Here is a 14,059-nt window from a genome sequence, read left to right as displayed (position 1 = left end):
AGCCTTCAAAAAGACTACTCGCCGCTCTGGATGATGAGTACCGATCTAAAGTCCTGAAAATCTAAAAGCGATTTCCCTGATGGAAACATAGGGTATTTGGAGATTCCCTTTTTTGGTCCAATCACCCATTGTGCAGACAGTCTGTTTGAAGCGATGAAATTTATTTCTGAAACTGATGCCTTGATCCTGGATTTACGGGAATGTAGAGGAAGTTTGGATCCCAATATGATCCCACTTTTTAGCGGATATTTCTTTGATCAGCCCGTTCACCTTTTTGATTTCGAAAATCGAAAAAAAAACACCTTAAAACAGATGTGGAGCGCTGCCTATGTACCTGGACCAAAATATTTAGGTAAACCTTTGTATATCCTGACCAGTGGCCGGACCTTTTCTGGAGGCGAAGAATTTGCCTATGACATGAAACACCTAGGCCGAGCCAAGCTTTTAGGTCAAGTAACAAAAGGAGGCGCTAATCCAAAGTTCCCGGTACAGCTTTCTGAAAATTTCTTGGTAACTATTCCCATGGAGCGTTCGATCAATTCAGTAACTGGTACCAACTGGGAGGCTGTAGGAGTACAGCCGGATGTGGAAATGCATGCGGCTCTTGCGCTTCATCAAGGTCAAGTGATGGTATTGGAGGAGCTTCTGGCTACTGAAAAAGATCCGAAAAAGGCGAGCCAGTTGAATCAAAATTTGGAAAAAATGAAGGAGACCATCCCGAAGTTGACGCGTGTTGAAATTTCACTCACCGGCTACCCGGAGGCAAAGAAAGTTCTGGTATCGGGGACCTTCAATTTCTGGGCTACCAATACTAATTTTCTCCAAAAAACCGATCAGGGTTGGAAGGGATTTGTCGAAGTAATTCCCGGTGAACACCGTTACCAATTGGTAATAGATGGAAGATGGGTACCGGATCCAACAAACCCAAATCAAGTCAAAGAAGGAAACCGTATTTATTCTATGCTTAAGTTGGACTGATTTTAAGGTCTTATTTGCGTAAAGCAGGCGGGTCGGGAAATTTGTTTTCCGACCCTTTTTTGATAAAGCAATTGAATGCCCGTTTTCTGACCAGTAAGAAAATTAGTTGACCTAAAAGAAGCATGAAAGTTTCATGCTCGAAGGCTTCGCCTACCAGCCGTGGCTGGGTCATCGGTCGCCTATGCAGAGCTTTTCCGCTGATTCGGAAACACTTTTAAAAGTAGATCTTCAGAATTTACTAAAGAATCCTTGGCCCTGAAGGAAAAAGAAACCAAGAGATTCAGGCAACCGATCTTTGGGTTTAGATTAGGGTGTCAAATGAAGTTAAAGATCATTGTGGGATCTCCGGCATGACCAGTCCATCAATATAATATCGTGCTACCCCACGGGACAAAAATGGATAAAAACCTCCCCGTCGGTTAGTCAATACGATTATGCTAATCTTCAAGTCGGGAAAACGGATTACATCTGCCAAAGCCGGCCCTCCACTGTGTCCAGTCAAGCGGTGTCCCTGGTAGGTTTCTGTAATCCATCCCAATCCAAAATTTGATTGATTTCCGTTTTTTAGGGGGTTAGGTCCGAAAATTAGCTTTTGGGTAGAAGTAGAAATTAATTCCTCTCGGTCTAAGGCCTTCATCAATCTGGATAAATCATCGATAGAAGAATATATTCCTCCGGCTGGGTAAAACCAGTCTGGGAACCGCATGTCTGAAATAAAGTGCCGGCTTTCAGCCCAGCCATAAACTTCCACCCGATTTTTGATTAGGTCAGCGGTGCTGAACAATCCCTCATCTTTACGCTGATCAAATCCAGTATGGTGCAATTCTAGGGGATCCAGCAGCATTTCTTTCATCAATTCAGGGAAGGATTTACCCGAAATTTTTACCAAAACTTGGTTCAAGAAAGCATAGTCTGCACTGACATAATATTCTTGGGTACCTGGCTCGTATTCTAATTTTTCCTCCATGGCTGCTTTGGTGGCGGAATGGAGGTCGTGATATTTTTCGAGTTCGACTATTTTGATTCCCGATTGGTGTGCAGCGAGCTGACCAAGGGTGATTGTTTTCCAGCTGTTTGGAAGGGAGTCCAGGTATTTTTCCAGCTGATCATCGACAGAAATCACCTTTTTCTCATGCAAGATTCCCAGGAGAACTCCTGTGAAGAGTTTGGTGGCGGAAGCCATTTGAAAAGGACTGTTGGAAGTTACTTCCTGGTTCCATTCCAGGTTTGCTTTTCCGTACACACACTTTTTAAGAATCTGTCCGTCTTGAATTACTGCCACAGCTGCACCGGGAATATGATGTGCTTTCATCACACTGTCAATAAATAGGTCAGTTTGATCTTGAGCCTAAAGCAACATGAATTGCAGAAACAGCATCAAAAGAAGTGAGAGCTTTTTCATGGGTTTATAATTTGTTTTTTAGTGGTCAGATGGAATCTCGCAGGGTTGGTAGTCATGCCAGTGTGTGATTATTTGGTCATACTCGATTTCCTATCAATGAATTTGGAATATTGAATAGCGAGAAAAGGATGGAGGAAATGATGTTTTGGATTGAATCCTAGCAGAGGCCAGTGACTTGATCTTGGAGTGGAACCTACTAGAATTTTGGAAGTAGTCTCGACTTTTTCCAAGAGAAAAATCACTTAGAAAATCAGAATAATTGTCTAACAAGTCACTCTCTTCCAAGGTAATGGAGTTGAGTGAGAGATTTTCGAGATGGAGTGCTTCAGATGCGATTAAGGGTGCGAGTAGACGAGTCTGATCAGGTCCTTGCACGCGCACGATCAGCCAATCGGTACCCTTAGAATCCATTCCTGTCCAGGTAGTAAACAGTAAGTCGGAAGTTCCCTTGACTAGGAGTTTAGATTCATTTAAGATGGAAACATCCGCATCAAAAGTTTGTATATAAGTTGGGAGTTGGACCGCCCTAAATCTGGAGAAAATTTGGAAGTCATCCTCTGCATAGTTTAGCTGAAATTCGACTTTGGGGAAAAGGCTAGCATAATTTATCAAATTCAACTTAAGCTCTCCACTTAAAGGCCCTATTTCCAATGGGGTTTGGCTAGTGAGGTCTGAAACGGATTCAAATCCATATACAGAATAAGATCCGGAGATCGCTTTGGAAATGCGGATGCTTTGAGAATTCATCAAATTCATAGCACTCAAGTTAAGATCTATGGTCTCGCCAGAAAAAGTGGCCCTTTCCGGAAAAAACTGGGCATAAGTTTTCCCTTCCTGCTTTAGCCGGACAAAAAAGCGGGTCGGAATTAGATCCAAAAATAAGGGCAGAGTGGGGGGTAAATTTTGTCCGTGGGAAAAACTTCCTCGACTTCCGATCCAGTATTCCTGATGAGTAGGAATCTGTTGGAATTTTAGTGTAGCGGTACCAAATCGAGGATGGTCTTGATGAGTTACACCCAGTGGGAAAAAATTTCCCAGAGAGACTCCATCGAAAACTTGCCCCAAGCCCTGATGATATTCATCAAATTCGGTGAATATTCCCCACGAGAAAGTATCAAATTCATAGCTGCCAAGATCAACTCGGTGTTCACCTGCCTGAGCCAGTTCCTCCACCCAAATGGTTTGGCCGGCCTCATTCCAGAGGACTAAATGATGCCTCACTTGATCCTCCATCAGGCTGGGATCTATGCCCAATTCCAGTAGAAAAGCAGCTTTTTCAAAAATGCTGATCTCATTATTCTCCGGATTGGAAGTTTGGGATACGTTAAGCTGATGAGTGCCCGCAGGAAATCCTTTTAAGGGCAGAACCCATTCCCCATTTTCAGTTTTTTCAGGGAAGACTTCCAGATTTCCGATGGAAAAAGTTAAATCGGAGCTGGAGATTTCAGGATCGGACAGCAGAGTAAAGCGTAGAAAATTACCAAAAACTTGATGATCCATTTTTACCTCAAAAGAAAGGTTTGGGAACTCATTCTCTTTTTTGCATCCGCAAAAAATCAATACAAATAAGAAGCAAACTCCAATGGTTTTCATCATAGGTGGGTTTAGATTACAGAAGAGCGGAGAATTTATCCTTTCGGTAATCTAGTGGATTGATTTTAACAGGGTCGGGTTGCTTGGGGACCCGAAAAAAATGACCAATCGTTAAAAAAGAGCTTTTTAACTACCCCAAATTCTTGTCTGAAGATCAACGTGAAGAAATCAAACCGGGAATTTCCCTTGCCCGGATTTTGAAAGGCTTATTCCGGTCTTGCCTGTGAACCAGCCAAAATCCCCCCGTCCACATGGAGTTCTATTCCGGTGACATAACTAGACTCATCCGAAGCCAAATACAAGGCAGCAAAGGCCACATCTTCCGGGTTTCCAAAGTGCCCTAAGGGTATTTCCGCTTCCACATCTTTGATCATTTTTTCTCGGGCTTCTCCCTCTCCGAGCAGGGCATCCCACATCGGAGTCATGATGGCGGCAGGATGAATGGAGTTGCAGCGGATTTTATAGCCTTTTTCAGCGCAGAGCAAGGCAACGGACTTGGTGTGGTTTCTTACCGCAGCTTTGCTTGCCGCATAAGCTGCCGCTGCGGGAATGCCTACAAGACCATTGCGTGAAGAAATATTGATGATGCTGCCTTTTTCCTTTCGCTTCATGAGCGGGATCGCGTATTTGCAGCCCAATACCGTACTGTTGAGATTGACCCGCAGTACTTCTTCAAAAGACTCCATGTCCGGATTTTCAGCGTCAAATGGGCCCTTGGTTTCCAAAAAACCCGTGATTCCGGCATTATTTACTAGGATATCAAGTCCTCCAAATTCCAGTAGCAGCTTTTCGTAAACCAATTGCCATTCTCCTTCATTTTTTACATTAAGATGGGTGTAACAGGCCATTTCGCCAAGTTCTTTGGCAAGGGCTTTTCCCTGTTCATCTCGGATATCCGAGAGAATCACCCGCGCACCTTCTTGGTGAAAAATCCGAGCAATGCTTTCCCCTATTCCTCGAGCTGCACCGGTGATTAAGGCTGTTTTATTGTGTAATCTTTTCATAAATCCTATCGAGAGTTTGTCGGTCTTTAGAAACAATTGAATTAACCCATGCAGATTATGTTGCGCCTCTTTGTTTCTGATGACGCTATAAATGGCCATTACGTTGCTTTGCATGAACCACATAATCATGTGATTCGAGAAAAGAGGAAGATGGATATTTTTCTAAATCACTTATTTTTAGCTAGAAAATATGAAAAAAATATTTCTTTTTCTTCTCAGCTTATTGAGCTACTTGAGTCTTCAGGCTGAGGCAAACCGTTTTTTTATCAATCGGTTTGGGCTGGCTGATGGACTTTCTTCCAATCAGGTTTTGACAATCCATCAGGACCAAAACCGGTTTCTTTGGATTGGTACTCCCAATGGTCTACAGCGGTTTGACGGACGCAAATTTATGGCCTATGAGGTGAAAATTGATGGGGTCAAGCAACCTAGCCTTCCAGTCTATGAAATCCATCAGGATCGATCTGGAAAAATGTGGCTTCGAATAGGTGATGAGTATGGGATCTACATTCCCGAAAAAGAGGAGTTCATTCCATTCCCCTTTGAAAACGAACAGAAAAGATCCAGTTGGGGAACCCTGTGGATGGATCAGAAAGCAAATGTTTTTATCGTTTTTAAAGAAGACAAAATTCTGTGGATAGATCCTGAAAAAAGACAAATTACAGATCAAAATATACCTTTGAAATTTCCGGAGGGGTGGCGCCCCAATTCCATTTTTGAGGACCGGGAAGGAAGATATTGGATCAGCTGTTTGGAGGGAATCGCGGTCTATGATCCTACCACTAATCAAGTATACACCGCCCAATACAACCCTGAAAATCTGGCTTTGTTGAATCGCAAGGATTTTCATCATGTAATCAATGTCTATCAAGATCAAGAGGATGTTTTTTGGGTTAATTATTGGGATCCTGATGAAGCATTACTTTCCTACCAACCCCAAACCAAGACATGGAAAAATCATAAGGAGGAATTGCGAAATGGGACTACCAATTACCAAGAGGTCTATGGTATTTTGGAGTTGCCGGATGGTCAGTATTGGCGGTATGGGGTTCAGGCTTTGGCAGACTATGACCGTAAAAGAAGACAGTTCAATCCTCTGGTCCAGCGGAATTTTGTGTTTGACAAAATAACCAAAGCGATATGGGATCCCTCCAAAGGAATATGGCTTGGCACCGATCAGGGTTTGTACTTTATCCATCTGGAGACACCCGCAGTTTTTTTCAAGGAATTCGATACCCAAGAAGGGAATTACGAATTCCAATCGATAGAAGAGGTGATTCACCGCGGAGATACCTCCATTTGGTTGGGCAGCTGGGGTCGGGGAATCAAAATCTTTAAAAACCAACAGGAGCAGGATGCCGAATGGACCGCAATTAATCGTCCACCTTTAATCGAATACAATCAAGTATGGGATTTATTCCATGACAAAAAACGGGAGGTAATTTGGGTAGCGCTACAAAAAGGCAATCTGCAAATTATCGATCTGAATACTCGGAAATCTACCTTTCTCAGTCCTGAGGCTTTCGGAGGATCCACTATTAGGACCATAGCACAAGATCGCACAGGCGATCTTTGGTTTGGTACTCAAAATGGCACAGTAGTCCAATATACTGGACAGGGAATTCAAGCGGAAGGTTTTAGCCAATTCCATAAAGTAGGGGGGACTATCCCAAAGCTCCTGGTGAGTAAGGACCAAAAAATCTGGATTGCTACAATTAATGAAGGCGTTTATATACTTGATCCCGAAAATGGGAAACTTCTTAAACACCTCGATGATCAACTTCTTAACTCCAATAAAATTGAAAAAATCCATCAACTTAATGACAGTATTTTTCTCATGGGTTATGAATTGCTCAATAAATACAATGTCCTGACTGGGGGAAACCGCGTTTTTTCCTATTCCGACGGGATGGTGAGTAATGTGATCTCACATATGGCCTCAGATCGTACCGGACTCGCGTGGATCTACACCCCAAACGGTATGACGCGGTTTGATGTGACGACCAATACTTTTTCATCCTTCGGGAAGAATCATTTTTTTGCTCAGCTACCGTCAGATGGTTATTCTGGGATGCAATTGTCCAATGGATATTTGGCTTTTGTGAGTAATAACGCCTTGCTGATTTTTGATCCTTTACAGTTTGACCGGAATCTAACGCCCCCCAAACCCACCATCAGTAGTGTGAGTCTTTTTGGCATCTATGTAGGTGACGGAACTGTGGAAAATTCTCAACGAATATTTTCTTCCCAACAGAATAGCCTGACTTTTGACTTCAATGTGTTGAATTTTCCGATTCAAGACCGATTTGGATATTATTATCGATTGGTAGGTGCGGATCCCGATTGGGTAAAGGCAAAAGATGATTTTCAGGCAGTGTATTCGCTTTTGCCTCCGGGTGAATATCAGTTTGAGGTAAAAACTGCCAATGAGCTTGGGGTATTTTCAGCGGCATCCATTTATGCTTTTGAAATCAAACCAAGCCTAGTCCAGACTTGGTGGTTTAAAGCATTTCTCGGGTTGCTCTTTTTGGGAATGGTATTTCTGATTTACCGGATGAACCTAACGCGGATTTTGGCCGTCGTCAAACTCCGAAGCCGCTTGGCAAGAGACCTACATGATGACATGGGCTCTACCCTGAGTACGATCAATATCCTCAGTTCTATGGCCAAAACCAAACTTGGTACCGATCCTGTCAAAACCAGTGAGTACATTTCGAAAATATCCGAAAACAGCCAGCGTATGATGGAGTCCATGGACGATATCGTATGGAGCATCAAGCCTCAAAACGACTCCATGGAAAAGCTCATCGCCCGCATGCGTGAGTTTGCCAATCAGGTCCTTGAAAGCAAGGATATCGTCTTTTCGATGGAAGTACATCCACAGATCCTTGGCTTGAAACTCAGCATGGATGCCCGAAGAGATCTATTTTTGATCTTCAAAGAAGGAGTCAATAACTCCGCAAAATACTCGGGTGCATCCAGGGTTTACATTGCCTTTGGTCTGGAGGGGAGTCTTTTTACCATGCGAATAAAGGATTATGGCAAAGGGTTTCAAATCGAGGATTTGGATGAAGGTAATGGCCTGGAGAATATGAAAAAAAGAGCGTTAAATCTCGGAGGAATTCTGGAAATTAATACCCATCCCGGAAAAGGGACTGAATTGATTTTGAAAGTCCATTTATGAAAAACAACCTAAATATGTGATTGAAAGCCATTTTTGGCTAAGTTAATTTTATATGGTTAACCTCAAAACTATGATCAAGCTTTTAATTTATGAAGATAATCCTCAGCTCCGAGAAGGACTTACCATGCTGATCGACGGTAGTGAGGGGTATAGTGTCTTGGCTGCGTTTAAAAATTGCAGCAATGTGGCTCAGGAGATCAAGATTTTTCGACCGGATGTAGTCCTTATGGATATTGATATGCCCGGAGTAAATGGCCTGGAAGGCTTGAAGATCATCCGTCAACTCGATGAGCAAATCAAAGTGTTGATGCTGACTGTTTTTGATGATCATCAAAACATTTTTGAAGCCTTAAAAAGTGGTGCCAATGGCTATATCCTGAAAAAAACACCGCCAGCCAAATTACTGGAATACATTCTGGAAGCCTCCACAGGCGGGGCACCGATGACTTCCTCGGTGGCCGCTCAGGTATTGAAAATGTTTTCTCAAATCCAGCCTGCGGTAGAAAATGATTATAATCTTACCGACCGCGAAAAAGAAGTTTTACAATGGCTGGTTAACGGGTATTCCTATAAGATGATCGCCTCGGAGATGTTTATAGCCATAGATACCGTGCGATCCCATATCAAAAAAATTTACGAAAAGCTCCATGTCAATTCCAAAAGCGAGGCAGTAGCCAAAGCTTTTCGGGATAAACTTGTTTAAGGGAATTCCAATTCCTGCCCAGGACCTTCCATGATTTTCAAAAATCGGGGGTCCTCTTTTTTTTTAGCTTGATTAGACTCACATCTTTTTGATTTTTTTGTGCCTATCCTATTGTTTTACACCCATTTATGTGATTTTCGGATAAGGTTTTTTGCGGCAATTTTGTCCCATGCTAATTGAAAATCAAAGTGATGAAGCCTTTTTGGAAAATGATCTTCTTGCTCTGGGCAATGACCGGATGCTTGGGCGAAGGAAAAGTTGAACCTACGATCTCTGCCCATGCTAAATCGAGGAGCTTGACCCAAAAAACCACCCATTCATGTGGTGCCAATGACACATCTACACTTGATCGAATCTCGTGATAATACCATCAACCAATGTCCCTTTTTGAGAATGAAACCAACTTTTAAAAACTATCCAACTATCTATTATGAAATCTACATTGGTCAACCTGTCATCGGAACCCTCCACTAGCGGACTTCCGATCGAGCAACTGTATCTGGGCTGCCTTGCACAAAATCCCCGGACACAGCGCGAACTCTTTAATCGGCTTTATCCTAAAATGCTGAACCTTTGCCTGAAGTATGTAAAAAATTCTGCCGCTGCAGAGGATGTACTCTTGGTCGCATTTCGTAAAATTTTTGATCGAATCGAGCAATTCAAACAGACCGGAAGCTTTGAGGGCTGGATCCGGCGTATAGTGGTCAATGAGTGTCTGATGCAGTTGGAGAAAGAATCCCAGTGGCAGAAAGATACTGGCTTGGAAAAAATCCAATTAGCGGCAAATCAGGAAAACCCCGATACAGCGCTCCATTGGGAAGATCTGATCAAGACCATGGAACTGCTGCCGGCTGGGTACCGGAAGGTTTTTGAACTCTTTGTTTTTGATGGGCTAAGTCATGAGGAAATAGGAAAGGAACTCTCCATTTCTCAAAATACCTCAAAATCTCAACTGTGTCGGGCTCGGGTCCTCCTGCAGCGACTCTTGCAAATGGAACCTAGGAACAATTGAGTTCTTGAAAACTCACAGGTGGTTCCCTTGGATAATTTCAAACCTGATTAACTATACAAAAAGTAGCCTGTCCCAAAATTTCATCTGTTTATAATTGTTTTTTAGCGGTCAGATGGAATCTCGCAATTCTAATCATCCCGGTGTGTGACGGGTAGGTCATGCTCGATTTCATCACTCATTTTGGGGGCTAGAATTCTCAATGAAAGGGTGTTGCCAAAGTGGGTTATAACCCACTTTGAACTCTTTTGTTTTGATCACCGGGGATTTGCAGAGCATCCCGGTGAATCAAGAAGCTATTATTCACCTTTTACAGAGGGTAGTTTCAATTTCAGCTAGTTACATTTTTAAACTTGCTGAACCGGATAACCCCACACAAAAATCACGAGGTAAGTTTTGGACTCCAAAAATCGATCGGCTGTGCAAGCCGGGTTTTCCAAGAGAATTTACCAAAAGGTCTGAAGCTCCATTTGCGACTATCGGTCCGTCATCCCAACCTTCTGATCCCCGGTAATAGATGTCTAAATGATTAAACCCTAAAAAGTGATCAAACCCTACTTTATGATAAATTTGGGCTAATAAATTGAGCCCGCAAAGCTGCATTGCTTGGTATCCCTCTTGGGTTGATATATTTTGGCCTAATTTTCCCAGAAATAAATTCTTTCCATTAACTATTGGAAATTGAATTGACAGATAGATAATTTGACCCCGAATAGTGAGTGATTGATAATTTCCTCCAGGGATGCTGGGTTCGGGTAAGGTTAAACCTAATTTTTTTAGGTTGTTGAACAGATCATTATTTGGGTTCATTTTTTACCCGTTTAAAAGTGGAGTCGTTCGCCATTTTGTGGAATATAGATCCGATCAGCAGGAAAGCCATTTTCTGCTAGCATGCGTTCTAAGCTTTCCTTAGATTCAGTCTCATGATCCAGTGCGTTCAGATGCGTTGCGATGATTTTGCACTTGGGTGCAAATCGAATGAGCTCCTCCAGTTGTTTTGAATCCATGATCAAAGGAGAGGTATCTTCTTTCAATCCTAAACCCAGAAAATCGAAGGTTTTGAAAAATTTGTTCCCACCGGCATGACAGATCAGGAGTTGGGGGTCAAATCGATTAATCTGATTTTTTACCTCCTCTCCAAATACCGTATCTCCCAGCCAATAAAGGGTGAACTCGGTTTCATTTTGGAATACCAGCCCTGAAACCGGGCCCATGATTTCTGCCATTTTCCCAAAACCATGCGCACCACTCGTTTGATAAATGCTGGTCTTGCCCAGGATCATTTTTTCTTGCATTGGAATTACTTGGGTAAAGCCCATGGACTGAATGGATTTTTGATCTCCAGGTTGACAGATAATCGCTTGATCCTTTGGGATTTTTTGCTGTGCAAGACGGTCAAAATGATCTGGGTGTAGGTGCGAAATGATCACAAAATCTACGTGGTGAATAATTTTCGAAATTTGAATAGGAAGTGCGGAGGTTGGGTTTTTTGATTTCCCTCCCATGGATGGTTCACTATGCAATTCAGCAAAATAGGGGTCAATTAAAAAGGTCAACCCCCCATAGTTCAATTTGATGGTGGCATTTCTCAAATGTAAGATCTCCATTTTCCGATGTCTTTTTTAGTTGTATATGTGATTTAGGTTTTGATATATCCTAATTTTAACTTGATTTTTGGAGTAATCCCCCGCCAAAAGCGACGGGGGATTCACCCATAAAAAAACCCAAAAAATTACTCCCAAGCAGAAATCTCATTCCCTGGAATTCCTTCAAAAGTTAAATTGGACGTGCGTAAAAAGTCTGAAAATTGCTTAGCGACTGCGATTCCGTGTTGCCCGGAGTAAGCGATCCTTGAGTTTTGAATAAGCAAAGATCCTTGGGGGACGTTGTCCACGGTGATTGCAGCTGAGAAATTATTTGCCAACAATTTTCCAGCATGTAAAATTTCAGCGTATTGGATGTGATTTTGTGCATGATGGGTAGAATAGGTAATTCCATACCATGAACCTGCCTCTTCGCCCACACCGCGGATAATTACCGGGTTGGCTTCATTTCCTTCGATTCTTAAATACCCGAGTCTTCCATTCGCATCTTGTACATCAATGCGTGAATTGGATTGCATTTTGAGGATCACACCCTCTTTGAGCCGCATTCCAGATTGGATTACCAGGTCCTTGCTCAATCCTTTGATCACATAGGGGATACGCTGCTGGAAACCTTTCCAGATGATTTCTCCTCCATCTTTGGCCAGTGGATGGAATCCGTCGACGAGGACTTCATTTTCGCCATTATTTTCAAATTTGTTGTAATAATCGAGATGTTCTACCACCTGAGCGGAAATGGAAAGTGGATTTTTCAGGTGGTTTTGGATGATGTTTTGGCTGAACTCAATGGTTAAATTGGTCGCAGCGGCTTCCAGGCCATGGCCTTTCCCTTCATCCAGGATAGTCTTGACTACTTTTAGGCCTGCTCCATTGCCCAGTTTGATGGTGGCAGCATCTTGTCCTGCAATTGGAGTGCTTCCTGCATGTTTGATTTTGGCAAACATGATACTGCTTACTGCTCCTTGGGAGTCAGTGATGTAGATTCCTCTCCAGGCACCTTTGGCTTTGGTTTTTCCTTCGATGACTACTGGAGCTGTCTCTTCGCCAAGTATGCGGAGTTTTCCACCTGAAATCACCCGGATTCCCTGATCATCGCCCATATTTAAGTGAGCGCCAGTGGAAAGCACCAAAGTAGAGCCATTGTAAATAACCAATTCATCTAAAACGTCATATTCTACCTGAAATGTCGGCCAAAAATTGTCTGTCCCGCTTAGGATTTTCCCCTCTATGATCTGAATTGGTCCATCCTGAAACTGATTGTCAAAAGAAACATAGGTCATCAAACTAGCAGGAATTTGTAATGGAGAATTGGTATTTTCTTTGATCCGATTATTCTTAAATTCCGCTAGTTGGGAGCTGATTTGAAAATCAAGCCCAATTCCATCATTGAGGTGAATGGTGGAGTTTGATAGAAATAATTTTGTTCCAGACCCAACCTGAATCCCGTATCCCAGTTTTCCTGCATCTCTTACCTCTATCCCTACCAGGTATTCAGGGGGATTTTTAGAAAGAATTTTAATCCCGTCCCAATACCCTTTTTGGGCTTCTTTGCCTTGAAAAATAATCGGCAAGGTCTCGGTCAGCATGGTATAGGCCTTCAAGGATGCATTTTCTGCAATGATCAATCCTGCCCCATCTTCAAAACTAATTCGGACTCCAGGTTCTATGGTCAATTTTGCGCCTCTTACCGCCACATCCTGAGTGACCAAATAGTCCAATTTGTCAGAATCAGATACATAAACATTGGTCAAGGTCCGATCTTCCAAAATATCTGCGTTGATAAGGACTGGTCCCTGATTGGAGTTGCTTTCCAGCACGTTGATTTTTACCAAATCTTGCGACTTCAATCCTCCTCGGGTCAGGCTAAGTTTAAATACATATTCTCCAGGCTTATTGGGGCTGAAAGTAGTTTCAATCAATGTGGGATTTTGGATAGCCACGGAACTGTTTTCGGGTTTGGAAACATTTTCCCAGAGGATTTGAACTTGCTCTCCTCCCAAGATAGAAGCAGTTCCATTTAGTGCTAGGGAAGTTCCGATTTCTACCGTCCGGTCCTCGCCAGCTACCGCCAATAGATCAGGTTCAGGGTCGTCACTAAGGCTTATAATCACCTGATCAGTGTCTTCCCAATTTAAGTAGGAAATGGTAAGTGTAATTTTATATTCCCCGGGAAGGGTACCAATCAGCTTGGCAAAAACCTCATTTTCATTTTCAATAGTGGTTGTTGAACCTGTTGGCTTTGAATTTACCTCCCATTGGTAGGCAAAAGGTTTTCCCATGGAGTTGGTGGAGAGACTTCCGTCAAGAATGGTTGCAAATCCCACAAATCCCTCTGCCGAGTCGCCAGCATCTGCGGTGAGTGGATTTACAGGGTTTTTGTCTTCCTCTTCACATGCCGCAAAAGCGAAAACGGAAAGTAGCAGAAAAACAATGGGTCTAATCGTCAATTTCATCGTATCTGTATGTTGGTTTAGCTTGTGAAAATTCTTTTCCCCTTTAGGATGGAAAAATCAAAAGTTGAGTTGCATGAGTAGCTGATATTTTCTTTCCAGTTGAAATAAACTGCGTGAGGCCTTCTTTTT

The 14,059-nt window shown here is 42.7% G+C and carries 10 protein-coding genes; 4 read left to right on the top strand and 6 right to left on the bottom strand.

Annotation, left to right across the window (positions count from 1 at the left end):
• Positions 1-96 precede the first annotated feature (96 nt).
• Complete coding sequence (locus tag Q0L00_RS05675) at positions 97-978, top strand: S41 family peptidase (RefSeq protein ID WP_297335899.1); 882 nt, start codon at positions 97-99, stop codon at positions 976-978.
• 331 nt (positions 979-1,309) lie between these two features.
• On the opposite strand, the gene Q0L00_RS05670 is transcribed toward Q0L00_RS05675, so the two are convergent.
• The 3 genes from Q0L00_RS05670 to Q0L00_RS05660 form a co-directional block, all read right to left on the bottom strand.
• Positions 1,310-2,293 carry a serine hydrolase domain-containing protein gene (locus tag Q0L00_RS05670; protein WP_363318513.1) on the bottom strand — a complete coding sequence of 328 codons (984 nt, stop codon included), beginning with the start codon at positions 2,291-2,293 and terminating at the stop codon, positions 1,310-1,312.
• 180 nt (positions 2,294-2,473) lie between these two features.
• Positions 2,474-3,976: a hypothetical protein gene (locus Q0L00_RS05665; protein WP_297335897.1), complete on the bottom strand. Its 1,503-nt coding sequence runs from the start codon at positions 3,974-3,976 to the stop codon at positions 2,474-2,476.
• A gap of 203 nt (positions 3,977-4,179) precedes the next feature.
• The gene (locus tag Q0L00_RS05660; protein ID WP_297335896.1) at positions 4,180-4,977 is read right to left on the bottom strand and encodes a glucose 1-dehydrogenase; all 798 of its coding nucleotides are present in this window, start codon (positions 4,975-4,977) and stop codon (positions 4,180-4,182) included.
• Between the two features lie 190 nt (positions 4,978-5,167).
• On the opposite strand from Q0L00_RS05660, the gene Q0L00_RS05655 reads away from it, so the two are divergent.
• From Q0L00_RS05655 to Q0L00_RS05645, 3 genes are all read left to right on the top strand, one after another.
• Positions 5,168-8,161: a sensor histidine kinase gene (locus Q0L00_RS05655; RefSeq protein ID WP_297335895.1), complete on the top strand. Its 2,994-nt coding sequence runs from the start codon at positions 5,168-5,170 to the stop codon at positions 8,159-8,161.
• A 70-nt stretch (positions 8,162-8,231) separates the two neighbouring features.
• Entirely contained in the window at positions 8,232-8,864 is a 633-nt protein-coding gene (locus tag Q0L00_RS05650) for a response regulator transcription factor (protein ID WP_297335894.1), read from the top strand.
• Between the two features lie 430 nt (positions 8,865-9,294).
• The gene (locus Q0L00_RS05645; RefSeq protein ID WP_297335893.1) at positions 9,295-9,876 is read left to right on the top strand and encodes a sigma-70 family RNA polymerase sigma factor; all 582 of its coding nucleotides are present in this window, start codon (positions 9,295-9,297) and stop codon (positions 9,874-9,876) included.
• Between the two features lie 336 nt (positions 9,877-10,212).
• On the opposite strand, the gene Q0L00_RS05640 is transcribed toward Q0L00_RS05645, so the two are convergent.
• From Q0L00_RS05640 to Q0L00_RS05630, 3 genes are all read right to left on the bottom strand, one after another.
• Complete coding sequence (locus tag Q0L00_RS05640; protein WP_297335892.1) at positions 10,213-10,683, bottom strand: RidA family protein; 471 nt, start codon at positions 10,681-10,683, stop codon at positions 10,213-10,215.
• A gap of 11 nt (positions 10,684-10,694) precedes the next feature.
• Positions 10,695-11,480, bottom strand: a complete 786-nt coding sequence (locus Q0L00_RS05635) for an MBL fold metallo-hydrolase (protein ID WP_297335891.1) — start codon at positions 11,478-11,480, stop codon at positions 10,695-10,697.
• 125 nt (positions 11,481-11,605) lie between these two features.
• A complete protein-coding gene (locus Q0L00_RS05630) occupies positions 11,606-13,930 on the bottom strand; it encodes a hypothetical protein (RefSeq protein WP_297335890.1) in 2,325 nt (774 codons plus the stop codon).
• Between the last annotated feature and the right edge of the window lie 129 nt (positions 13,931-14,059).

It is taken from the genome of Algoriphagus sp. (assembly GCF_024305035.1).
Taxonomy (GTDB): Bacteria; Bacteroidota; Bacteroidia; order Cytophagales; family Cyclobacteriaceae; genus Algoriphagus.
Note: the sequence above shows the minus strand (reverse complement) of the source record. Positions and strands in the feature narration are given on the sequence as shown.

What these genes read in the sequence shown, in the direction of transcription:
- Q0L00_RS05640 (WP_297335892.1), bottom strand. Translation starts at nt 10,683, where the DNA reads ATGAACCCAAATAATGATCTGTTCAACAACCTAAAAAAATTAGGTTTA.
- Q0L00_RS05665 (WP_297335897.1), bottom strand. Translation starts at nt 3,976, where the DNA reads ATGATGAAAACCATTGGAGTTTGCTTCTTATTTGTATTGATTTTTTGC.
- Q0L00_RS05655 (WP_297335895.1), top strand. Translation starts at nt 5,168, where the DNA reads ATGAAAAAAATATTTCTTTTTCTTCTCAGCTTATTGAGCTACTTGAGT.
- Q0L00_RS05650 (WP_297335894.1), top strand. Translation starts at nt 8,232, where the DNA reads ATGATCAAGCTTTTAATTTATGAAGATAATCCTCAGCTCCGAGAAGGA.
- Q0L00_RS05635 (WP_297335891.1), bottom strand. Translation starts at nt 11,480, where the DNA reads ATGGAGATCTTACATTTGAGAAATGCCACCATCAAATTGAACTATGGG.
- Q0L00_RS05660 (WP_297335896.1), bottom strand. Translation starts at nt 4,977, where the DNA reads ATGAAAAGATTACACAATAAAACAGCCTTAATCACCGGTGCAGCTCGA.
- Q0L00_RS05630 (WP_297335890.1), bottom strand. Translation starts at nt 13,930, where the DNA reads ATGAAATTGACGATTAGACCCATTGTTTTTCTGCTACTTTCCGTTTTC.
- Q0L00_RS05645 (WP_297335893.1), top strand. Translation starts at nt 9,295, where the DNA reads ATGAAATCTACATTGGTCAACCTGTCATCGGAACCCTCCACTAGCGGA.